The sequence below is a fragment of the Acetobacter oryzifermentans genome, from assembly GCF_001628715.1.
Taxonomy (GTDB): Bacteria; Pseudomonadota; Alphaproteobacteria; order Acetobacterales; family Acetobacteraceae; genus Acetobacter; species Acetobacter oryzifermentans.
Genome location: NZ_CP011120.1, coordinates 1389001 through 1411990, shown reverse-complemented (window position 1 = coordinate 1411990; position 22990 = coordinate 1389001). Strand labels below are relative to the sequence as shown.

Here is a 22990-nt window from a genome sequence, read left to right as displayed (position 1 = left end):
CCACATTCCACCCATGTTGCCACGCGGCGCACGTTTCGCACAGAACTTCTTGCAATTATCCCTGCATTACGTGGGTTTGCACGCTTTCTGGCGCGTGATTCCGCCATTGCAGATGATCTGGTGCAAGATACAATTGTGCGTGCTCTGGATAAGGCAGAAAGCTTTACACCCGGCACAAACCTGCGGGCATGGTGCTTTGCCATTTTACGCAATCTGTTTTTGGAACAGCACCGCCAAGGCTGTAGGGAACGCATTGCGCTGGAAGATTACGGGCACCATCCCGCATCAACCTCCGAATCGTCACCGCACGCGCAAACCGAAATGCAGGAGCTGGAAAGCCTGTTGTGGCAGATATCTCCGCTCCTGCGTGAGGCTTTGGTGCTTGTTGGTGCGCAGGAGCTAACATACGCAGAAGCCGCAGACATATGTGGGGTGGAAGTGGGCACCATGAAGGCCCGCGTTTCCCGCGCGCGGGCCGCACTTAAAAAAGTTATGGCCACGCAGGATAGAAAAAATGGACCAGAGGGCGCACAAACCTAAGGCTCTCGTTTTCGTGAACGCCCACTTGTTTTTGAATGTAACCTTTCCACTTCGCCAAACATTGAAGGGGTAAGAGATTCACAAGGCGGAGAACACAAAAATGACAGCCTCTTTCCATGATCAGGTTATCGCTATCCTCCCCAAACTGCGCGTGCAGGCATTGGCGCTTACCCGCAACCGTTCTGTGGCCGAAGATCTTGTGCAGGATACTGTGTGCAATGCTTTGGCGGCGCAGGATAGTTTTGTAATGGGCACCAATTTTGCGGCATGGATGCACCGTATCTTGCGTAACCGTTTTATCTCCGACCTGCGTAAAAAGCGGGAAGTCGGGAACATTGATGATACCCCTCAATCCCTGTTGTCTGTAAGCGGGCGGCATGAAGACAGGCTGGCCCTGAAGGAACTGGATGCAGCGCTTGCACGGCTGCCAGACGACCAGCGGGAAGCTTTGGTCTTGGGTGTTCTGGAGGGGATGAGCTATCAGGAACTGGCAGACGTTGCCGGATGCGCTGTGGGTACAGCAAAAAGCCGGGTTTTTCGGGCGCGCCGGCAGCTAGAAGTCTGGCTGATGGGAGAAGACGAAGACGGTGTTTCTGGCAAAACAAGCGCAGAATCCACCACAAGAGCTTCTTCTACCCGACGCAAAACCCGCACGGCCCGAAACACAACGCGTAACGCACAGCAGACGGCATAAGCGCAATGGCGTACGATACTGATGTTAGGGACCCAAAGCCCACAGAGTCGTGCAAACACAGCACCCAACAGGCCATGCCCGGATGGATGGCATGGCAGAAACCGGAGTTCAGGATGGGAAAAAGGAGAGACGACGCCCACTCCCGAAAGCCGGAAAAAAAGCGGGATAAAGCTTTTGACCTATGGCTAAAGCGTGGCCTGCACCAGATGTTCGATAACGTTGTGAATGAACCCGTGCCTGAAGAGCTGCTTAAGCTTATTCAGGAAGATCGAGAAAAACAGGATTAAGCATTTTGCATATCAGTGGGCGAGGGGAAGGCCCTGCAAGCCGGGTAGCGGCCTCCCTTCTGTCTGGTCTGGGGCGTATTTTCAGCACCACAAGCGCACGAATGCGGCTGCTGATCTGCCTTTCAGCCGTTCCTGTTATTGCCATTGGCGCCGTACTGGCCCTGCATAATTACCGCGAAGTTACTCTTGGCAGTGCGCAGCGTGCTGGCAACGCCATTATGCGGCTAGACCTGCAATTCCGCCATGATACAGACAGATTACGTAGCGCCCTTGAAACCATAGGCCATATGGATCTGACCCCCGATCAGATCGTGCATGCCCTGCGGCTTATGGAAACCATTAGCGGGCAGCGTTACTGCTTTCTTTCCGTGCTGGATGATGAAGGAAAGCCCATACAATCCGTTTCCCCCCAAGGGCGGGGATGTGCGGAAGTAGGGGCGCTTTCTGCCCCAACCGATGTGCATTCCACTCTACTTGAAGCCGTGCAGACCAGTGGTGGGCCGGGTGAAGGTGGCGCTTTTTTACGTATTACCGTACCCGCAGGGTTTCTAGCTCTACCAGAAGCACATGGTTATCTGATGGGTATTCTCCAGATATCTCGGCAAAGGGCATATCTGGGTAGCGCCTCCGGCTGGCAGGTTTTTGCAGAAGACGATAACCCCATACAGGCATGGCTGCTGATGCATAATGGGCAGTTGTTGCCTGTATGTTCAGATTGCGGGTGGCAATCTCCACCACCTTCCATTGTGCATGAACTCAAGAACGCTCTGGAAAACAGCGAGCGCAGCATTATCACACTCCCCACTGGGCTGGGGGGCTATGCTCTGGGCGCTATTGCGGGAGGAGCAGATATTCTGGTTTCCACCCAGCGCACATCCATGGAATCTGATGCTCTGCATACCATGATCCTGCAAATTGTAGGGCTGGTGCTGTTGCTGGTTATCGGGCTTGTTGCCGTTACGTTGGCTGCCAATATTGTGCTGATAGGCCCTTTGCGCCGTCTCACATACTCCGTGCAGAAATGGCAGATGGAAGGGATTTTTGATGCACGCATCACCCGCTCCATGCCGCTTGAGCTTCAACGCCTTGGGCAGGCTTTTACCCGTGCCACACGCCGCCTCTCCCGCCATGAAGCACGGCTTAAAAAAGCCATGGCGCATCAGCAACTGCTGATGAAGGAAGTGCACCACCGCGTTAAGAACAATCTCCAGATTGTGGCTTCCTTGCTCAACCTTCAGGCCAATCAGATTGAACACCCGGAGGTGCGGGCAGAATTTGCCCTGGCGCGAGATAGAATTCGGGCGTTAGCAACACTGCATCGGACACTCTATGCAGAAGATGCTCTGAACAGCCTGAACATGTCTGTCTTCCTGCAAGAACTTTGTGAGCAGACACTTCACATTGCCGGAGAATCTGAATTCGGGCGCATTACGCTCGATGTGATTTCAGACAGTTTCTGGATGGACCCGGATCAAGCTGTGCCGCTTGCCCTGATCGTTACAGAAATTATCACCAACTCCATTAAATATGCTTTTCCGGATGGCCAGAAAGGCACCATTTTTGTGCGCCTGCACCGCAGCCACGGGCAACTCACCCTTCAGGTTGGGGATAACGGGGTAGGGTGCGCATGGGAAGAACCGCCAATACATCAAGGCATTGGCCTAAAACTTATTCACGCATTTGCGCGCCAGCTTAAAGCAACGCTTACGTATAAAGGGGAAGGCGGCGTGCAATATACGTTGGTGATGCGCCTGCCAGAAAACCCGCCAGAGGCCCGAAAATAAGGCAAAAAATGCACGCTATGCCCAGATTGCAGCGGGGGATGGCTTTCTAAACTGTTTGCGTCTTGCGTCTGTCGGTATAAACGCCTTGTGTTATGAGCAACGAGAAAGCAGCAATCCGCAACTGGACACGGACACAATCGCGTCTGGGGCGTCAGGCAGCGCGATCAGTGGTTGGAGCCGGGCTGCTCTCCAGTCTTGTCGGTATAGGGCAGGTCTGGTGTGTGGCCGTTGTGCTGGGGCATGCCCTGGTTAACTGGAAGATGCCAGATGCCGCAGGCCCTATGCCTGTATGGCCTTTTCTGGCCTTTCCGGTTTTGGCCATTCTACGCGCTTTGGTTATGGTTCAGGCCGATACAGGCGCCGCGCGTGCAGGCATTGCCGCACGCCGCCGGTTGCGTGGTGAGGTTCTGGCCTCCGTTCTTACAGGTGGGCCTGCACTTTTGCGCCGCGTGCATAGCGGGGTGCTGGCTTCCACCATTGTAGATAGGGTGGAAGCGCTGGATGGCTTTTTTGGCCGTTGGATCCCGGCCTCTATTCTTTGGATTGCTGCACCTGTTGCCATTCTCATTCCCATAACCATTGTGCAGCCACATGCAGCACTGGTTCTGGGCCTATGCGGCATAGCTGTACCTTTCGGGCAGGCTCTGTTTGGCATTGGAGCGGCTGTGGCTTCCCGCAATCAATTTCTGGCCATGACACGCCTGCAAGCTCGGTTTTTAGATCGCGTTAAAGGTATTGCCACTATTGTTCTGGCTGGCCGTGCGGAAGATGAAACCCGCAAGCTGGGCGATGCAGCAGAAGAATTGCGCCAACGCACCATGAAGGTGCTGCGGGTTGCCTTTCTGTCTTCCGCCTCTATCGACTGCGCCATGGTTGTTGCTCTTATTGCCATCGCCATTATGGATGGCCGGCAGGCTTTGGCCCTACAGGCGGAAGGAAGCGCCCCTGCATTGGTGCATGCCGTTACTGCGGGGCTGTTTGTTTTGCTAGCTGTGCCAGAGTTTTTTGCCCCCCTCCGTGGCTTGGCCCTTGCTTATCAAGATAGAGCACATGCCCAAGGGGCTGCTACAGCTGTTCTGGAACTCCCTGAAGCTCAAGAACGCCCTGCGCCGGAGGGCGCCCGCACCGTCAACGCCAATGGCGTGATGGTCTCCTTTGATGATGTCAGTTTTTCATGGGACACAGCGCGCGGTTTAGCGCTAGACCATGTCAGCTTTACTGTGCCTGCGGGTGAAACACTGATTCTGGCTGGGGCTTCTGGCTCTGGCAAATCCACTATCATGGAATTGCTGCTCGGCTTCATTCAGCCCGATACCGGGCGCGTTCTGTTCAACGGTGCTCCGCTAGATAGCATTGTGCCAGACGCACTGGCTCGCATGGTCTCATGGATTGGGCAAAAGCCTGTTCTGTTTGCTGGCACATTGCGTGAGAATATTCTGTTTGCAAAACCCGATGCCAGCGATGCCGAACTTCAGGCTGCGCTAAAATCTGCTGCTGTTGATCAGTTCTTGCCCAACCTGCCCGAAGGGCTTGAAACCCGGATTGGGGAAGGTGGGTTTGGTCTTTCTGGTGGGCAGGCCCAGCGTATTGCCATTGCGCGCGCTTATCTGAAAAATGCCCCGGTGCTGCTGTTGGATGAGCCTACAGCACATCTGGACCCAGCAACAGAAAAAAGCGTGTTTGAAAGCCTGCAACGCTTGGCCGTAGGCCGCACCGTTATTTTGGCCACCCATTCTGCCGCCGTGCATATGTTCAAAGGCCGCCGCATAGATCTGGCCAGCGGCCGCGTTATCAGCCGACAGGGAGCAGCCTGAGCATGACCTCTCTCCCTAACCCACGCCCCACCGGGGAACTGACAGATTGGCAAGCCATCCGTACTGTTTTTGCGCTCTGGCGCAAACAGGGGGTTCGCCTTACTGGCGGTATTGTTCTGGCTCTGCTGGGCTTGGCTTTTGGGCTGGCGCTCATGCAAACATCTGGGCTGCGGCTGGCCGGTTGCGTTATGGGTGAAATTGTTATTGCCACAACAGCTTTGCGCTGGATTGGTGCGGGCCGTGTGATCCTGCGTTATGCAGAACGCCTGTTTGCGCATGATGCCATGTTCCGCGCGTTGGCTGATTTGCGTGTGTGGTTTTTCCGCTCCCTCGCGCAGGGGGCCGCTGCCGGTTTGGGCTTCCGGCGGGCGGGGGATATGCTTTCCCGCCTTGTTTCAGATATTGGCACGTTGGACGGCCTTTACCTGCGCATTGTGGTGCCGCTTATCTGTGCTTGCGTTACATTTCCGGCCCTCGTTATTATTGCAGGCCATGCCAGTATGTTGCTGGGCCTTGTTGTGGGGCTGCTATTTGCCTGCTCTGCCTTTGTGGTGCCATGGATGATTGCGCGCTCTAGCCGAGCATCTGCCAGCCAGATCGTGCATCATCTGGCCCATTTGCGCATTACGGTGCTGGATCTGGTTGGTGGCCTGCGTGAAATCCGCGCTTTTGGCGCAGAAGGCCGTATGCTGGCACGTGTGCAGGCGGCAGATGCCGCTCTCCTGCAAGATCAGCTCCGTCTGGCGCGGCGGGCAGCCCTTGCCAACGCCATGGCCTTTCTGGCCGGACAGATTGCCGTATTTGCTGTGCTACTGAGCATTGGCGGACTGTTTGCAGAACATATTCCTGCACTGGAAGGCGTGGGCATTCTGTTTTTAACCATTGCTGCTTTTGAAAGTGCCGCAGCACTTACCCGTGCAGGGCTACAGGCTGGTGCAATGGGGGCAGCAGCACGCCGCGTAGTGGAAGTGGCTGAACAACCTTCCGCCATCACCATTCCCGCGTCTGAGCAAACAGATGCACCGCTAGATACGCATATCCATGTAGAAGGCGTAAAGTTCCGCTGGGCGGCAAATCGCCCATGGGTGTTTGATGGCCTTACACTGGATATTCCCGCAGGTGCACGCGTGGCCATTCTGGGGCCATCTGGCGTGGGCAAATCCAGCCTTGCAGCTCTCCTTCTTAAAGCTGCCACACCAGAAGCCGGAACAATCACACTGGGCGGGGAAGACATTTCCCGCATTAAGGCAGACTCTTTGCGCCAGCGTATCGCATGGCTTTCCCAAGCCACGCATTTGTTTGATGATACCATCCGCGCCAATCTGCTACTGGGCCGCCCAGATGCTACGGAAGAAGACCTGTGGCAGGCGTTGGAAGAAGCCGCCATTGCAGATGTTGTGCGGAACCTGCCAGAAGGGCTGGATACATGGTTGGGTGAAGGCGGTGTTCGGCTATCTGGCGGGCAAGGGCGGCGTATTGCGCTGGCCCGCACATTACTGACGCAAGCCCCCATCATGATTTTGGATGAACCCGCCACAGGGCTGGATGCCCAGACAGAGCAGGACTTCCTACGCACACTCAACACCGTTACAGAAGGGCGCACAGTTATCCTTATCGCACACCGCCTGACTGGCGTTGAAAAGCTGGATCGCATCTGGCGGCTTTCTGCCGGAGTTGCCAAGGCCGCCGTTGCATAAGCAAATCTATGTTGACGTAATGCCCCCGGCAGGGCACCAGTTAGGAAATAATGACATATCTTGATTAGGATATTTTATATGCGCCGCTTGCTTCCTGTTGCTGGTCTCTGCCTTTTGGCTGCTTGTGCTGGCAATGCACCACGCAAATACGTGGTTTTCTTCTCCGCTCGTTCAACAGAGCTGGATGACAATGCTCGCAATGTCCTGTTGCAGGTGGCAGACGAATCCAGAAAGCATCCTTCCCGCATTGTAAAGGTGGAAGGTTACGCACATGCAGGGCAGGATCTTTCTGCCGATGCGCTTTTGGCCATTCAGCGCGCTAAAACTGTTGCCCAGCAGCTAAGCGAAGATGGTGTGGCGGGTGATCATATCGTTCAGACCCCACGCGCACCTTCCAGCAGCGAAGGTATGCAGGTTGGCTCCCGCCGCGTGGAGATCGAACTGGCCAACCCCTGATAGAATGACAGAAACCGGCTCCATATCCACGCCCTCTCAGTTTTCACATAGCAGGCTGGAACGGGATCGGTTTGCTGGCAAACCGCCGCAGGAGGTTCTGCAGGCGGTTTTTGGCTTTCCGGGTTTCCGCAGCCTTCAGGCGCAAGCCGTTGAATGCGTTATGGAAGGCAGAGATACACTGGTGCTTATGCCAACCGGCGGCGGCAAAAGTGTTTGTTACCAAATACCCGCCCTGTGCCGCGAAGGCATGGGGCTGGTTATTTCCCCCCTTATTGCCCTTATGGATGATCAGGTTGCAGGCCTGCGCCAACTTGGCATCAATGCAGCGGCCCTTCATTCTGAACTGGAAGGGGATGAAGCCGCCAAAATCAGATCCGATCTGGCAAATGGGCGGATAGACCTGCTGTATATTTCCCCAGAACGGCTGCTTTCATCCGGCACGCTGGACAGGCTTGTGCGCATACCGCTTTCGGTTATCGCTATTGATGAGGCTCATTGTATTTCGGCATGGGGGCATGAGTTCCGGCCAGAATACCGCGCCCTTACAGCGTTGCCACGCCATTTTCCGCATGTGCCACGTATTGCCCTTACCGCTACCGCGGATGAACGCACGCGAGAAGATATTCTAACAGCGCTGGATATGCCGCATGCCGAGGTACTGGTTTCCAGCTTTCATCGGCCTAATCTCAACATTTCCGTGCAGCCCAAAGCGTCTGAAACCCGCCAGCTTATTACAGCACTGGAGCGGCATAAGGATGCCGCCAGTATTGTATATTGTGGCAGCCGTGCCCGCACAGAGCGCATGGCCGCTTCTCTGCGTGAACGCGGGTGGCCTGCCTTGGCCTATCACGCCGGGCTTTCCCCCATAGAAAAACGTGCCGCGCTCCTGCGTTTTCGATCTGGTGAACCTCTTGTTATTGTTGCCACTGTCGCCTTTGGCATGGGCATAGATAGGCCAGACGTGCGCGCTGTCGTGCATCTGGACATGCCATCCTCGCCAGAGGCCTATTATCAGCAAATTGGTCGGGCAGGGCGCGATGGCCTGCCATCTGACACACTTCTGCTGTACGGCGGGGAGGACATGGCTCGCGCCCGTTATTGGCTGGATCAATCCGCCGCACCAGAAAGCGAAAAACGGATTATGCGCAGCCGACTGGAAGCCATGATCGCACTAACCGAAACCACGGGTTGCCGCACCCGTGCGTTATTGCATTGTTTTGGTGAGGAATTGGCCGAACCCTGCGGCCATTGCGATAACTGCCTACATCCGGTGCTAACATTTGATGGCACAGAAGCCGCCCGCAAGCTGCTTTCTGCTGTGTATCGCACTGGGCAATGTTTTGGTGCGCTACATGTTATCAGTGTGCTGCGCGGCAAAACCACAGAAGCCGTTAAGCGTAATGGGCATGACAAGCTGACTGTGTGGGGTATTGGTAAGGATAAAAGCGAGCAGTTCTGGCGCGGCGTGGTACGTCAGCTTATTGCGCGTGGGGCCTTGCGCACAGAAGGCCAATACGGCGGCCTGATTTTAAACCAGAATGTAGCGCGCCCCATTTTACGCGGTGAGGAAGACATTCACCTACGTGCAGATCCTGTAGTGGAAACAGCCAGCCGCATATCAGACCGCAGCAGCCAAAGCGCAGGCATTACCCTTACGGAAGATAGCAAAGCCCTGTTTGATGCCCTACGCCAATGGCGCCGGGAAGAAGCGCAGGAGCAGGAAATTCCGCCTTACGTTATTTTCCATGATTCCGTGCTGCGCGATATCGCCATGGAAAAACCCTCAGATTTGGATGAACTGGGAGATATCAAAGGGGTAGGGCGCTCCAAACTGGAACGGTATGGAGAAGCCGTGCTGGAGGTTCTTGAGACAGCGCAGGCATGACACAGGCAGTGCAACAACGTCGGTTTCGCATTCTTAAACTGGTGCAGCAACACGGCTATGCAACCAGCGAAGATTTGGCGCGTGAACTCAATGTTACCGTGCAAACCGTGCGCCGAGACGTCAACATCATGGCCGCACAGGGGCTGCTGGCGCGCCATCATGGTGGAGCCAGCTCTCTTTCGCCATCAGAAAATATTTCTTATTCCGATCGGCAGATCCTGAATTTGCGCGAAAAGGAAGCCATTGGGCGTAATGCCGCACAGGCCATTCCCAACGGGGCTTCGCTTTTCATCAATATTGGCACAACTACAGAAGCCTTTGCGCAATCTCTCCGCACCCATAAGGCACTGCGGGTGATTACCAACAATATTCATGTAGCCACGCTTTTGGCCCCCGCTCCAGAATGTAGTCTGATTATTACGGGTGGGCACGTTCGCCTGCGTGATGGCGGCATAGTTGGCCCCACAGCCGCCGCCATGATGGAACAATACCGGGCAGATTTTGGCGTGATCGGCATTAGCGGCATTGATGAAGACGGCACATTGCTGGATTTTGATGCAGATGAAATTAGCGCCGCGCAGGCCATTCTGCGCAATGCCCGCACTGTTTTTTTGTTGGCAGACCACACCAAGTTCCGCCGCAGACCCATGGCGCGGGTAGGGCATATTACGCAGGTTAACGCGTTTTATACTGATCAACCACCGCCAGCGGGCATTCGCGCGCTGTTAAAAGAACACGATATCAAACTGCATATTGCCCAACCATGATCCATGATTTTCGTAAAGGAAAGCAGGAAGGGCCGTTAAAAACCGCCATCTGGCCATATTGACGCCATTCTTCTTGCGTTTTCTTTTCGAATACGAATAAAAGACAGAAGTTTGCGTTCTGACCGAAACCGGAAGAAACCATGACCACACCTACTGCATCTCCCGCCCGCATTTATGATCTGCTCATTGTTGGAGGAGGGGTAAACGGCGCAGGCATCGCACGAGATGCTGTTGGCCGTGGCGCCTCTGTTCTGCTGGTAGAGCAGGATGACCTTGCCAGCTACACATCATCTTCCAGCACGAAGCTGATCCACGGTGGCTTGCGTTACCTGGAATATTACGAATTCCGCCTGGTGCGCGAAGCCCTTATGGAACGTGAACGCCTGCTGAAAATGGCCCCGCATATTATGTGGCCACTCCGGTTTGTGCTGCCTCATTCCAAACTGGTGCGCCCGGCGTGGATGCTTAAGGCTGGCCTGTTCCTTTACGATCACCTTGCCTCCAACATGACACTGCCGAAGTCTCGCGGCATTGATTTCCGCACGCATTCATCCGGCGCGGCTCTAAAGCCAGAATACACCAAAGGTTTTGTGTATTCCGATGGTTGGGTGCAGGACAGCCGCCTTGTGGTGCTGAACGCCATGGATGCCGCAGAACGTGGTGCAGATGTGCGTACACGCACACGCCTGATTGCGGCCAACCGCGCCAACGGTGTGTGGGAAGCCACGCTGGAAGACCGCGCAACCGGCAAAACCACAACCGTACGCGCCAAGGCGCTGGTCAACGCTGCTGGCCCGTGGGTTGCGCGTTTGCTGGCCGATACGCTGAAAATCCCGAATTCCAAATCTGTTCGGTTGGTCAAGGGCAGCCATATTATTGTGCCGCGTGTGTATGAAGGCCCGCAGGCTTACATCTTCCAGAATCCGGATAAGCGTATTGTGTTCGCTATTCCATATGAACAGAAGTTCACGCTGATCGGCACCACCGATATTCCGTGGAAGCAGGAACCGGGCAAAGTGAACATTGCACCCGATGAGGTGACTTACCTGTGTGAAAGCGTAAACCGCTACCTGAACGTGCAGGTGAAAGAAAGCGACGTGGTGTGGAGCTATGCTGGCCTACGTCCGCTGTATGATGATGCCTCTGCCAACGCCTCTGCCGTAACGCGTGATTACGTGCTGGATCTGGATACGCAGGACGGTGCGCCGCTACTTTCTATTTTTGGCGGCAAGATCACCACATACCGCAAACTGGCCGAACACGCGCTGGAAAAACTGGCGCCCGTTCTGCCCACAGTGGGTGGCGAAAGCTGGACTGCACAAGAAGTTCTGCCCGGTGGTGACTTGGGAGATGGCGGCTTTGATCAGGCTCTGGCACGCCTGCGCCGTACAGCCCCATGGCTGCCAGAAGGTCTTGCATGGCGCCTGATGCGCAATTATGGCAGCCGCACCTACGAAATTATTGGTGAAGCCAATAGCATGCAGGATATGGGCGAAGTGCTGGGCGGTGACTTAACATCGCGTGAAGTAGATTATCTGATCTCTCGCGAATGGGCTCGCACGGCAGAAGATGTTCTGTGGCGCCGCAGCAAGCTGGGTCTGCATCTGAGCGATGCAGAAAAAGCCAATGTTGAAGCATATGTCGGGAAGAAACTTGCCTGATATCTGAGAACCATAGATACGTCCTTTCCAACAAGAAAAATAATAATGAGGAAGGTCATGGAAAAAACAGGAAAAGCCCTGCTTGGGGAAATGATAGCCGAATGTCTGGCTGTTATGATTATTGTGACTATAGGGGATTCAGTGGCAGCAATGTTCTCGCTGTATGATCCCAGCCCCTTCAAGCAGGCTTACTGGGGTGTTGCCATTACGTGGGGGCTGGCTGTTACGCTGGCCATCTATGTCACTGGTTCTGTATCTGGCACGCATGCCAACCCGGCCGTTACGCTGGCTTTGGCATGCTACCGTGGTTTTTCCTGGAAAAAAGTTGTGCCTTATTGGGTAGCGCAAGTTGGGGGCGGCTTTTTAGGCGCTTCGCTTGTATATGCCCTGTATGGCTCCGTTATCCAGCATTACGCGCTCGCTAATCATCTGGACTGGGTGAATGACGGCGCAGCTTCTGGCGTTTTTTTTACCCATCCCGGTGATTTTGTAACCCCACTTCACGCCATGATGAATGAGGTTATCCTTACCGCTATTTTGGTGCTGGGTATTTTTGCCATTACCTGTGAATACAATACCGTGGCCCCGCAGGCTAATTCCGGTGCGCTGATTATTGGCTTGCTGGTTGCCATTTTGGGCGCATCTTCCGGCTTTTTGGAAGGCTGGGCCCTCAACCCTGCGCGCGATCTTGGGCCGCGCATTTTCTGTTTTGTTGCAGGATGGGGACGTGCCGCGTTTCCTTCCCCCGGCAATTATTGGTGGATGCCTATTGCTGGCCCCATGGTGGGCGGTTTAGTGGGCGCCACACTTTACCAGACACTTCTCCGCCCATTTATGCCCGCAAGGGCCCGGGTGACCACGACGGCGGCAGACTGACCGCAACACGCAGAAGGATACTCCTTAATGAGTAAGCAAGACTGTGTCCTGGCTATTGATCAGGGAACGACATCAACACGCAGCATTGTCTTTGATCGTGATGCGCAGGAACTCGCTGCCGCCAGAGAGGAGTTTGCACAGCATTACCCCAAGGCGGGTTGGGTAGAACACTGCCCGGAAGATATCTGGAAAGATGTCGTTAACACCGCACGCACAGCGCTGGAGAAATCTGGCGCGGCAGACCGGGTGGCGGGCATTGGCATTACCAACCAGCGCGAAACCATTGTGGTGTGGGAACGCGCCACTGGTAAGCCTATCCACCGCGCCATTGTCTGGCAGGATCGGCGCACGGCCAATGTGTGCCAGAAACTGCGTGATGAAGGCGCAGAAACACTGGTGCGCGAACGCACCGGGCTTTTGATTGATCCGTATTTTTCTGCCACCAAGCTGGCATGGCTGCTGGATAACGTGCCTCAGGCCCGTGAGCGTGCAGAAAAAGGCGAGCTGGCTTTTGGCACCATTGATTCCTTCATTCTGTGGCGTCTGACTGGCGGCAAGGTGCATGCAACGGATGTCACCAACGCATCTCGCACCATGTTGTTTGATATCCACCGCCAACAGTGGGATGAAGACCTTCTGCGTCTTTTCCGCGTACCTGCGGCACTTTTGCCAGAAGTGAAAGATAGCAGCTGCATTTACGGTGAAACTGATCCCGAACTGTTCGGCCGATCCATTCCTATCGCAGGTATTGCGGGGGATCAGCAGGCCGCTGTGGTCGGGCAGGCGTGCTTTACACCAGGCATGGCCAAGGCCACCTATGGCACGGGCTGCTTTTTGCTGCTGAATACGGGGGATAAACCCGTAACATCTCGCAACCGCATGCTCACCACCATTGCCTACCGTATTAATGGCAAAACCACCTACGCGCTGGAAGGCTCTATTTTTGTGGCGGGTGCCGCTATCAAATGGTTGCGTGATGGGCTGCACCTGATCACCCACGCATCTCAAACCGATGATATGGCGACACGTGTGCCAGATAGCCACGGCGTTTACATGGTGCCGGGGTTTGTAGGCCTAGGCGCCCCGCATTGGGACCCTGATGCACGCGGGCTGATCTGCGGCCTAACGCTGGATTCAAGTGCTGCGCATATTGCCCGCGCTGCTTTGGAATCCGTAGCCTATCAGACGCTCGATCTGGTTACGGCCATGATGCAGGATGGCGGTGGCACCACAGATAGCATTCGCGTAGATGGCGGCATGTCTGCCAATGACTGGTACTGCCAGTTTCTTGCAGACATGCTGCAAGCCAAGGTGGAGCGTCCACGCAATGTGGAAACCACCGCTCTGGGCGCAGGCTTTCTGGCGGGCATTGCAACAGGTGTGTGGGATAGCGAGCAGACCGTGGCTTCCGAATGGGCACGGGGCTCTCTATTTGAACCTAAAATGGAAAATGAACAGCGCCGCACCATGATTGCCGGATGGCATCAGGCGGTTAAGCGCACTCTTAGCACCTATACGGGCAGCTAAAAAACAAGCTCTGGCGGGAATATTTTTCCTGCCAGAGCAACGCTTTGCTGAATAAGGCGTGATCAGTCTGGCTTATGGTCGCTTTCTGCATCTGTGCCTGCATCCTGAACAGGAACAGATACGGTTTTTGAAGATCCACCCATAAATGTAAATGTAAACGGCACGTTCTGATTGGCATGCACGTTATTGGAAAGGCCAAAGCAGAGCAGGTGGTACCCGCCCGGCGGAAACACCAGTGTAGAGTTGCCCGGCAGGGCAAGATGGGTAAACAGCACCCTAGTACCACCTGTGCTTTCCTGATCGGCATGGTGGCCCACCAGTTTCTGGCAAACGGGAGAACTTACCCCCGTAAGCAGATGCGCGGTTTCACTGGCATTGGACAGGGCAAAATAAACTGTTGCCGGTTCTCCTTCCGATGCCAGATGCAAAGATGTGTCAAATATGGTAATATCCTTTTGAGCATCCACCTGCTCCGGCAAAACGGGCTGGGAAGGCTGATTATCAGCCAATGCCTGCGGTAAGGCATAGGCTGAACAAGAAAGAGCTGCACAGAACAGAACAGCAAAATGGCTGCGTTTCATAATTTCTCCATCCAGATGGACCGCCACATGGTATGGACGAAACGGCCCAAAAGAAATAAGTGGTGCCTTTACATACGCGCTCTTTTAACAACAGAAAACGCCAGCCAAAAATGCGCCTGAGGGAAGGTTGATACCACCATGCGTTGCCCTTTTTGCGGGAACCCAGATAGTCAGGTCAAGGACAGTCGCCCCAATGAGGAAGGACTGGCCATTCGGCGGCGGCGTGCATGCCTGTCCTGCGGGCAGCGTTTTACCACGGTAGAACGTGTGCAACTGCGAGAACTGGTTGTGGTGAAAAATGATGGCAGGCGCGCGCCCTTTGATCGGGAAAAAATTGCACGCTCCATCCGTATCGCCCTGCGCAAACGCCCTGTTTCCGAAGAACAGATTGAGCAGATTGTTACCGGCATTGTGCGCCAGCTTGAAGGGAACGGAGAAACCGAGGTGACATCCACCCGCATAGGTGAACTGGCAATGGATGCCCTTAAGGAAGTAGATGGCGTTGGATATGTGCGGTTTGCAAGCGTGTACCGCGATTTTACGGAAGCCAAGGATTTTTCGGAAATTCTGAACCTTATGGAATCAGGTGGCGCCCCAGCCCCCGGAAAAGACTAGACCTTAGAACAGAAAAGCGCCATGAAACCCGGCTTTGCAACTGACTGGCCGGGCAGGAGGGATGGATGACAGAACTACAGGACGAACCCCGTTTGAAAGGGGCGCAACGGCCCCGCACGGCAGCACGCGTTGCCGCTGTGCAAGCCCTGTTCCAGATTGACCAGAATGGAGACCGCCCAGAAAACGTTATTGAACAGTTTCTGGTCCATCGGTTTGGCACAACGCTGGATGGCGCAAGTTATGAAGACGGCTGCATTCCAGAGGCCGATACACAGCTTTTCAGCCACATTGTGCGGCTGGTAACCTCCCTACGCACGCAGGTTACGCAGGAAGTTGAAAAAACGCTTCCAGAAACGTGGCCCATTGCACGGCTAGACCCCGTATTGCGCGCATTGCTTCTGGCAGCCGCGGCAGAAGCAACAGAAGGCGATGCGCCAGCCCCTGTGCTGATCAACGAATATATGGACGTGGCCCACGCCTTCTTCTCTGGTGACGAACCGCGCCTTGTGAACGGCGTTCTGGATACGCTCTTCAAACGTCTGGCGGCTGAACGGAACCATGATACAGAACAAACCCAGCAACCAGACTGATCTGCCGCAGGAATTTGCGTTTATCCGGCAGCACTTTTCTGCTCTGGCTGGGGCTGCTGCCCTTGAATTAAGGGATGATGCCGCTGTTTTCACGCCGCCCGAAGGGCGAGAACTGGTGATTGCAGCGGATGGTATGGTAGAAAATGTTCACTTTCTGCCAGATGATCCGCCAGAAACCATTGGCCGCAAGCTGCTACGCTGTAACCTGTCTGATCTGGCTGCCATGGGCAGCCGCCCGGAAGGTTGGCTGCTAACATTTGCACGCCCGCCTCATACTACCGAACAGTGGGTGGCACAGTTTTGCAAAGGGCTTAAAGCGGATCAGGAGCAATTCGGGCTCCAGTTACTGGGGGGCGATACAACCTCCACCCGTGGCCCGCTGGTCTTATCCCTGACCATTCTTGGCTCTGTGTTGCCGGGGCAGGCTATCCGCCGACAAGGCGCTCAGGCTGGTGATGGTTTATGGGTTACCGGCACTATTGGTGATGGCGCATTAGGCCTACGCGCCCTTAAAGGTGAGATACCTGATCCATCTGGCCATCTGGTGCAGCGTTACCGCCTGCCACAGCCCCGTATTGGTTTACCCTTATACGGCCTTGCTTCTGCTGCCATGGATATTTCAGACGGTTTGCTCCAAGATGCAGGGCATCTCGCGCGGGAAAACGCGCTGCATGTGACCATCCACGCAGATACCGTGCCTCTATCAGACGCAGCTCGCCAAGCAGGCCCCAAATGGCTGGAAACCTGCCTGACTGGCGGCGATGATTACGAGATTTTATTTGCCGTTCCCACGCAGTATGAAGCCTCATTGCTGCGCAAAAGCGCGTTAGATACCACCTGCGGCCCCATAAAAGTAACCCGTATCGGGGAATTCACGCAGGGATCTACCGGTGTAACGGTTGTAGATAGCACAGGCAAAAGCCTGCAATTCCGTTCCCACGGGTGGAGCCACCTTTAGGCGCTCCACCCGCCAGAGCGCGATTTATTCCACCAGAAGTTTTTCGTACATCCGGTGCCGTTTATAAGGCGTGGGAGAAATGCGCTCAATCAGCTTACGCAGGCCTTCATGCGTTTCCAACACCCAGCCTAGCTCAATACTGCGATAAGGCAGCACATGGCCACGTTTCATCAGTTCATCAATAATCAGGGCAGGTAGCATGGCGCGCAGGGCGGTGCCGAGATACTTCTTGCGCACACCCAACAGCACCACCCGTGCAGACCGGAAATCATGGCTCATGACGCGAGAGGCCAGCTTGAGCCAGCCCAGCGGAGAGGGCGCACCACCTAAGTCACCGCTGATATCAAACATGTTGGGAATAACCAGCGCAATGGCAGCCGGTTCTCCGGCTACTTCAGCCAGCACATACTGTTCTGGCCGCAAAATGGGCTTAAGGGCCTTTAGCAGACTTTTGACCTCATCCTGCGTAAGGGGAATATTTCCCCACGTATCAGACCACGCATCATTATAGATTTCACGTAGGATTTCGGCATCTTCATTCACCTTATCCTTACGCAGGCCGCGCATGGTAATCGCACCCAAGCGCTGCCGAATGTTAGCAGGTATCTGGTTTGCACGCTCTGCAGAAGGGCTGGTTTCCATCCGGTAGGATAGCAAATCTACCGCACGCTTAAACCCAGCAGCCTCCACAGCAGGCCCCAGAGTTTTGGGGTGCCACGGTATGCCAATCATGGGGGGCTCATCTTGCCCCTCCACCATAATCCCGGATTCACCATTGCTATTCAGTGTCCACGGGCCACGTATGCGCTCAATTTTGCGCAATTTTAGCCATTGTATCGCGGCTTCAAGCAATGGGGCCACGCATTCCGGCTCCAGCGTATCCAGCGCCCCAAAAAAGCCTGTGCGCGGGCCGGGCTGCTTGAGAGCCAAAGCATCTATCTGGGCAGATATACGCCCAATGGGCTTTCCATTCCGCCACGCAAGAAAATAACAAGCAAAGCCGTGCTCAAAAAATGGCGCATGCGTGGGTGAAAAAATATCCCGCTGCTCCATATCTAAAGGAGGCACATAACTTGGCAAGCCATCGTAAAGAAGGCGTGGTAGTTTTATAAAGAGAGAAAGCTGGCGTGAACCCGAAACAGGTGTAACCGTAATCTGAGTGGGGGAAGACATTGCCACTCCGTTGTGTGAAAGCCAAAAGCCAATGGGTGATGCCTTATTACGCAGCATTGGGAAAGGGAAAAGTGTGAAAGTTGTTGCGAACGGAAAACACACCGCACGCTCTGTTCTGCTGACTGGGGCCACCGGCGGAATTGGAATGGAACTGGCCAAACGTTACGCACGACCAGGCCGGACACTGATACTATGGGGCAGAAACCCGCAACGGCTGACAGAAATTGCCACAACGTGCTGTGCACGCGGCTCTGCTGTTTTTACCCGGCAGATTGATCTGTGTGATGGTGAAGCCGCTCTGGCAGCATTTAAGGCAGATTATGCTGAGCATAAACCTGATCTGGTTATTCTGGGGGCAGGGCTATCTGACATACAGCCATTAGACAGCATGACAGAAGACCCGCAAAAGGTCTTACAGCTTGCGCAGGTTAACTATGCCACGCCTGTAGCTTTGGCCACAGCCGCTGCCCAGAATATGATTCCTAATGGAGGCGGGCATATTGCCCTTATCGGCTCTGTTGCAGGTTTTTACGAACTCCCGTGCTCTCCTGCCTATAGTAGCTCTAAATGTGGGCTGGATTTTTTTGCACGTGCGGCAGGTCTGGCGTGGGAAGATAAAGGTGTGGGCCTTACGCTGATTGTGCCCGGCTTTATAGACACACCTATGAGCCGCAGGCTGGAAGGGCCACGGCCATTTCTGGTTTCAGCCAAAAGTGCTGCACGCCGCATTATCCGGGCCATTAACAAAAGAAAGAAAGTTTATATCTTTCCGTGGCCATTTCGGGCGCTGCGCGTTCTTGAGCGGCTGCTGCCTCAATGCCTGCGCGAACGCATTTTACGCAGCCTGATTGTTGGCCAAAAAGAGCGACAATAAGTTTTTCTGGATAGCTTGTGCTGCTTGAAAAAAGTAAAGCACAAGCTTGATAGAGCAGAAAAAACTAACTCTCACCACCCGGTAATCTGCCTTTTCCAACCCATAAGATGAGAGGAGGCAGGAAAAAATAAAATGCCATGATAAAAATAAGATCTCGCACCAGATAAGCCAGATCAATATGCAGGCCAAAATGGCAGATCAAATTAGCCAACCCCAGCATAAAACAGACACATAAAAAAGCGCCTGCGCTGGCATAAATAGTCCGCCCAGCGTTTATCTGTTCTACTTTCTCCAAAAAAACATCAGCAAATTTTTTCTGCACAAGCCAAGCCCTTAATTTTACGAAATATTTATACCCGGCATGGCACACCGGAGCCCAAGATATGCGGACAGCAGCACCTTTTTCAGATTCGCTGCCCGCAGTATCTTTTATTCCGCAAAATTTGGAAGCGTGATGTTCTGATCTTTTGCCAGTTTCTGAATAGCAACCTTGGTCAGGCCCAGCAGATTGGCTGTATCAACAAACGCAGCATCGGCACTTGCGCCAGGCGTTGGGGGCAGGGTGACTGTTACAGAAAATTCAATATTCTGATCCTGCTTTGTAAAGCACAACTTAGCCTTGGTGCTTCCGTCCTTCTGCACCTTAACGGAACGCAGAATGCCATTTTGTGCTGTAGTGTCATTACCCACGAGCGTATTCCTTTGCAAAATTATGACAGCGGGAATGTGAACGCAGCAGCCACAAGTAGCAACGCTTCTACCTGCACCCCAGACCACCCAAAATATGCAGACTCCCCAAGGGATTCTGAACGCACACTGTAAGCTATACGTGTAATACGGCGGCTTTTCCTGACAGCAGAAAAATCATCTACTTTCGGGGGCTTTGCGCAACAAATTTCGGCATCTTCCGCCGCATCATTCCATGTCATACGAATAAGAGCCGACAACCGCAGTTTTCTGCGAAAAGTGTCAAGCATTGTCTTTTAGTGTCGTAGGGAAATGGAGGTCTGGGCGGGAATCGAACCCACATTCGCGGATTTGCAGTCCGCTGCATCACCATTCTGCCACCAGACCATCGGGTGATGGGGAGCCTTATCTCCTGTTCTGGCGCATTGGTCAAGCCGTTGTGTTGTGCGAATTTTAAATCTGTGTGTCACAAAATGTTTTGCCCTTAATCTGGCAGGCACTGCAAAGGGCATAAACCTTAACCGCAAGGGATAGGAAAACGTGACACTTCAGGCCGCAATACAGCAGAATTCCTACCCAATGCCGTATCCAAAAGATAAAGATATGGAAACCGCACGTAACCTTATGGTGGACGATCAGCTTCGTCCTTCAGAAATTACAAACCTCTCATTATTATCGGTTATGCGGGAATTGCCCCGCGAATGCTGTGTTATGCCCGATCAGCAATCTGTAGCTTATGCAGATATGACACTCTCCCTAGGGCAAGGGCGTGTATTGCCCCAACCGTTGCTCACAGCGCGCCTTGTGCAGGCCGTTATGCCAGTAGAAAAAGCGCGGGTTCTTGTTGTAGGGGCAGCAACCGGATACACAGCAGCACTTTTTGCCGCCCTTGGTGCCGATGTCACGGCGCTTGAATCAAACACACACCTTGCCGAACAAGGGCAGCACTTCTGCCAGCAAGAGTCTCTGAACGTTTCATGGGTTATCGCCCCCCTTAGCGAGGGCATAACGGGCAACACGCCTTATGATGTCATTTATTTTGATGGCGCCATTCTACGTTTTCCCGCTTTTTGTGCTGCGCAACTGGCCACATCCGGCATCATGGCTGGTGTTATGACCACCCCCAATAGATTAGCAGAAGCTTTTACGGCCAGAAGAGAGCCAGAAAGTGCGTCCAGTTTTATTGTCACTAACCTTTTTGAAACACAGCTACCTTTACTGCCCGATCTTGCCGCACCCGTTACTTTTGAATTCTAGAAATAAACTTTTAGAAAGATATTCTGCCGCAGATGATTACAAACTTGTAGAAATAGGTTCAGTATCGTGGCATGAGCAGTGCCTTAAGCGGCAATACGGTAACTGAATCAGGAGTATCAGATGCGGCGTATTTGCGGAGCAGGGGTGGGTATGGCTGTTGTGCTATGCAGTTCCACTGCATGGGGGCAGAAATACGATGGCAGTGGTTCGCCAACCTTTGTGCCACATACGCTGCAGGAAGCACTTGCTGCGGCCTATCTGACAAACCCGACCCTTCAGGAAGCACGTGCCACCCTACGCGCTACCGATGAACAGGTGCCAACCGCTTTGGCTGGCTGGCGGCCAACCGTAACCGGCACAGTAGGCCTGACATACTATAAGGGTGTGAACGATTATCAGGGTGAGGCAGATCAACCTTCTACTGGTTATATTCGCCAATATAACACCCCTGGTTATACGGCAGGCGTAAGTGTTAATCAGCCGTTATATACGGGTGGCAAAACCACATCCTCTACACATCAAGCTGTTAACAAAGTTATGGCAGCCCGCGCGCATCTGATTTCTGCCGAACAGCAAGTGTTCAAGCAGGTTGTGAACGCGTATGTTTCCGTTATTGAAGATGAACAGCTCTTGCAGTTGAACATCAACAACGAACGCGTGCTTCAACAACAGCTCCGCGCAACGAATGAACGCTTCCGGGTAGGGGAAATTACGCGCACAGACGTTGCGCAGGCTGAATCTGCTTACGCAACAGCCAAAGCTACCCGCCAGCAATCCGAAGGCACACTTCAAACTGCACAAGCCACATATATGCAGATTATCGGCATGGCGCCGCCGCCTAATCTGGTTCCGCCGCAGCCTTTGGTATTGCCTGTTAAAAATGAGCAGATGGCCGCAGCTATGGCGGTTAAAAACAATCCAGATGTTATCAATGCACTCTTTACCGAATCTTCCCAAAAAGATGCGGTAGCCGTTGCAATGGCAGCCATTATGCCAAAAGTTTCCGCCACTCTGGCTTATTCTAGGCAGGTAAACCAAAGCCTGAATAACCAGATTGATGAAAACAAATACGCCATGATCAACTTCAACATCCCGGTTTATCAGGGGGGCTCAGAATACGCAGCTGTGCGGCAGGCCAAGCAGCAGGCGCAAGCAGCACACCGTGAAGTTGATGTGCAGCGCAGAACAGCCGCGCAGGATGCTGTTTCAAACTGGCAGAAACTGGTTGCCTATCAGGCTGCAATCAACAGTAACCGCGCCGCTATTCAGGCAGGCACCGTGGCTCTTGATGGGGTGGAACGTCAGGCTATTGTAGGCACCAGCACAACGCTGGAAGTGTTGCAGCAGCAGCAAACTTTGCTGCAAGCACAGGTGGCTCTTGTTCAAAGCTTAAGCAATATGGTGCTGACTTCGTACAACGTTGCCGCAGCCATTGGCCGCCTAACCGCAGCCGATCTCAAGTTGAATGTTCCTCTTTATGATGACAAAGCTTACTATAACGCTGTAAAAGATCGTCTTTGGGGGCTGAACGATTATGCGGTCAGCCAGCCAGGGCGCTAAAAGCTGAACAGCAAGGGTAAGGGCAGGGGTTATTGTATGGCATCGTCACAGGATCCATCTGAAGGCACAGGTAAATCAGTAGCAGATGTGCTGTCTTCTATACGGCAGACCCTGCATGATGAGCATCTGGCAGCCATGGCTCCCCCTTCTTCGGACACAGACTCCGCAGAGGGTAATGAAGACGATGATATGCTGGTTCTTTCCCCTTCCATGATGGAAGGGCTTGTGCAGGAATCGCAGCCGGATCATCATTCCAGCCAGCCCAATAGTTCAGCGCATCATCCAGTCAATATGGGAGAAGACACGGCTCTTGTGCAGTCATCACCTATCGCTCATGATGACGGTATCCTATCCGTAACTGATCTGAGACAGATCCCGCTAACTGAAAAGGCAGAACACGATATGTCTGGTCCTCTCCCAATCCCCCTGAATGACGAAACCATGTCAGATACATCAAATTCATTCGCTGTTCTGCAGAAAACCCTGCAGGATAAGTATCTAAGAGAGCATGAGGAGAGAAAAGTGGCTATTTCACATGAAGGGTCTCTGACTATTGAAGATATCGTGCGCCAGGAAGTGCGCGTATTCCTTAAAAAGTGGCTGGATGCACATCTTGCAGGCATCGTGCAGGCTGCTGTCCGTAAGGAAGTGGAACGTCTGACGCAGCGCGGTCTGTAATACCGGAAACCAGACACGCCGTTACTGGG

At 53.8% G+C, this 22990-nt stretch carries 23 protein-coding genes and 1 tRNA gene; 19 read left to right on the top strand and 5 right to left on the bottom strand.

What is annotated here, in order from left to right:
- The first annotated feature begins 87 nt into the window (after positions 1 to 87).
- The 12 genes from WG31_RS06840 to glpK all read left to right on the top strand — a co-directional run bounded on the left by WG31_RS06840 (position 88) and on the right by glpK (position 13988).
- Positions 88 to 540: a sigma-70 family RNA polymerase sigma factor gene (locus WG31_RS06840; protein ID WP_245191570.1), complete on the top strand. Its 453-nt coding sequence runs from the start codon at positions 88 to 90 to the stop codon at positions 538 to 540.
- A 100-nt stretch (positions 541 to 640) separates the two neighbouring features.
- Positions 641 to 1234 (top strand): sigma-70 family RNA polymerase sigma factor, encoded by a 594-nt coding sequence (locus tag WG31_RS06835; protein ID WP_063354027.1) that lies wholly within the window; start codon positions 641 to 643, stop codon positions 1232 to 1234.
- Between the two features lie 74 nt (positions 1235 to 1308).
- Entirely contained in the window at positions 1309 to 1521 is a 213-nt protein-coding gene (locus WG31_RS16015) for a NepR family anti-sigma factor (protein WP_408736580.1), read from the top strand.
- A 101-nt stretch (positions 1522 to 1622) separates the two neighbouring features.
- Positions 1623 to 3305, top strand: coding sequence for a sensor histidine kinase (locus WG31_RS06825; RefSeq protein WP_082823232.1), 1683 nt, complete (start codon positions 1623 to 1625; stop codon positions 3303 to 3305).
- Between the two features lie 92 nt (positions 3306 to 3397).
- Complete coding sequence (gene cydD, locus WG31_RS06820) at positions 3398 to 5119, top strand: thiol reductant ABC exporter subunit CydD (protein ID WP_063354025.1); 1722 nt, start codon at positions 3398 to 3400, stop codon at positions 5117 to 5119.
- Between the two features lie 2 nt (positions 5120 to 5121).
- Entirely contained in the window at positions 5122 to 6816 is a 1695-nt protein-coding gene (gene cydC / locus WG31_RS06815) for a thiol reductant ABC exporter subunit CydC (protein WP_063354024.1), read from the top strand.
- A gap of 78 nt (positions 6817 to 6894) precedes the next feature.
- Positions 6895 to 7272, top strand: a complete 378-nt coding sequence (locus WG31_RS06810) for an OmpA family protein (RefSeq protein WP_035351352.1) — start codon at positions 6895 to 6897, stop codon at positions 7270 to 7272.
- Positions 7273 to 7276: 4 nt separating this feature from the next.
- Positions 7277 to 9157, top strand: a complete 1881-nt coding sequence (gene recQ, locus WG31_RS06805) for a DNA helicase RecQ (protein ID WP_063354023.1) — start codon at positions 7277 to 7279, stop codon at positions 9155 to 9157.
- Entirely contained in the window at positions 9154 to 9924 is a 771-nt protein-coding gene (locus WG31_RS06800; RefSeq protein WP_006115322.1) for a DeoR/GlpR family DNA-binding transcription regulator, read from the top strand. Before recQ ends, WG31_RS06800 begins: the two co-directional genes overlap by 4 nt.
- A gap of 140 nt (positions 9925 to 10064) precedes the next feature.
- Positions 10065 to 11585 carry a glycerol-3-phosphate dehydrogenase gene (gene glpD, locus WG31_RS06795; RefSeq protein WP_063354022.1) on the top strand — a complete coding sequence of 507 codons (1521 nt, stop codon included), beginning with the start codon at positions 10065 to 10067 and terminating at the stop codon, positions 11583 to 11585.
- A 45-nt stretch (positions 11586 to 11630) separates the two neighbouring features.
- The gene (locus WG31_RS06790) at positions 11631 to 12461 is read left to right on the top strand and encodes an MIP/aquaporin family protein (RefSeq protein WP_006115320.1); all 831 of its coding nucleotides are present in this window, start codon (positions 11631 to 11633) and stop codon (positions 12459 to 12461) included.
- Between the two features lie 27 nt (positions 12462 to 12488).
- Positions 12489 to 13988, top strand: a complete 1500-nt coding sequence (gene glpK, locus WG31_RS06785) for a glycerol kinase GlpK (RefSeq protein WP_006115319.1) — start codon at positions 12489 to 12491, stop codon at positions 13986 to 13988.
- A gap of 62 nt (positions 13989 to 14050) precedes the next feature.
- Here the strand turns inward: glpK and WG31_RS06780 are convergent, their stop codons facing one another.
- Entirely contained in the window at positions 14051 to 14569 is a 519-nt protein-coding gene (locus tag WG31_RS06780) for a copper chaperone PCu(A)C (RefSeq protein ID WP_035351360.1), read from the bottom strand.
- A gap of 138 nt (positions 14570 to 14707) precedes the next feature.
- Between WG31_RS06780 and nrdR the strand changes: the two genes are divergently transcribed.
- The 3 genes from nrdR to thiL all read left to right on the top strand — a co-directional run bounded on the left by nrdR (position 14708) and on the right by thiL (position 16732).
- Positions 14708 to 15184: a transcriptional regulator NrdR gene (gene nrdR, locus WG31_RS06775; RefSeq protein WP_006115317.1), complete on the top strand. Its 477-nt coding sequence runs from the start codon at positions 14708 to 14710 to the stop codon at positions 15182 to 15184.
- 65 nt (positions 15185 to 15249) lie between these two features.
- Positions 15250 to 15774, top strand: a complete 525-nt coding sequence (gene nusB, locus WG31_RS06770; RefSeq protein WP_006115316.1) for a transcription antitermination factor NusB — start codon at positions 15250 to 15252, stop codon at positions 15772 to 15774.
- Positions 15743 to 16732: a thiamine-phosphate kinase gene (gene thiL, locus WG31_RS06765; RefSeq protein WP_063354021.1), complete on the top strand. Its 990-nt coding sequence runs from the start codon at positions 15743 to 15745 to the stop codon at positions 16730 to 16732. Before nusB ends, thiL begins: the two co-directional genes overlap by 32 nt.
- A 24-nt stretch (positions 16733 to 16756) precedes the next feature.
- Here the strand turns inward: thiL and WG31_RS06760 are convergent, their stop codons facing one another.
- Positions 16757 to 17905 carry a hypothetical protein gene (locus WG31_RS06760; protein WP_035351361.1) on the bottom strand — a complete coding sequence of 383 codons (1149 nt, stop codon included), beginning with the start codon at positions 17903 to 17905 and terminating at the stop codon, positions 16757 to 16759.
- A 31-nt stretch (positions 17906 to 17936) separates the two neighbouring features.
- Here WG31_RS06760 and WG31_RS06755 point away from each other — a divergent pair, with 31 nt between their 5' ends.
- Positions 17937 to 18779, top strand: a complete 843-nt coding sequence (locus tag WG31_RS06755) for an SDR family NAD(P)-dependent oxidoreductase (RefSeq protein ID WP_050793082.1) — start codon at positions 17937 to 17939, stop codon at positions 18777 to 18779.
- Positions 18780 to 19208: 429 nt separating this feature from the next.
- On the opposite strand, the gene WG31_RS06745 is transcribed toward WG31_RS06755, so the two are convergent.
- The 3 genes from WG31_RS06745 to WG31_RS06735 form a co-directional block, all read right to left on the bottom strand.
- Positions 19209 to 19469 (bottom strand): hypothetical protein, encoded by a 261-nt coding sequence (locus WG31_RS06745; RefSeq protein WP_035351362.1) that lies wholly within the window; start codon positions 19467 to 19469, stop codon positions 19209 to 19211.
- 20 nt (positions 19470 to 19489) lie between these two features.
- Positions 19490 to 19726 carry a hypothetical protein gene (locus WG31_RS06740; protein WP_157884503.1) on the bottom strand — a complete coding sequence of 79 codons (237 nt, stop codon included), beginning with the start codon at positions 19724 to 19726 and terminating at the stop codon, positions 19490 to 19492.
- Between the two features lie 53 nt (positions 19727 to 19779).
- Positions 19780 to 19853: transfer RNA gene (locus WG31_RS06735), tRNA-Cys, on the bottom strand.
- Between the two features lie 153 nt (positions 19854 to 20006).
- On the opposite strand from WG31_RS06735, the gene WG31_RS06730 reads away from it, so the two are divergent.
- The 3 genes from WG31_RS06730 to WG31_RS06720 all read left to right on the top strand — a co-directional run bounded on the left by WG31_RS06730 (position 20007) and on the right by WG31_RS06720 (position 22961).
- Positions 20007 to 20723 (top strand): protein-L-isoaspartate O-methyltransferase family protein, encoded by a 717-nt coding sequence (locus WG31_RS06730; protein WP_245191568.1) that lies wholly within the window; start codon positions 20007 to 20009, stop codon positions 20721 to 20723.
- Positions 20724 to 20843: 120 nt separating this feature from the next.
- Positions 20844 to 22283, top strand: a complete 1440-nt coding sequence (locus WG31_RS06725; protein ID WP_006115310.1) for a TolC family outer membrane protein — start codon at positions 20844 to 20846, stop codon at positions 22281 to 22283.
- Between the two features lie 36 nt (positions 22284 to 22319).
- Entirely contained in the window at positions 22320 to 22961 is a 642-nt protein-coding gene (locus tag WG31_RS06720) for a DUF2497 domain-containing protein (RefSeq protein ID WP_063354018.1), read from the top strand.
- Positions 22962 to 22990: the final 29 nt, after the last annotated feature.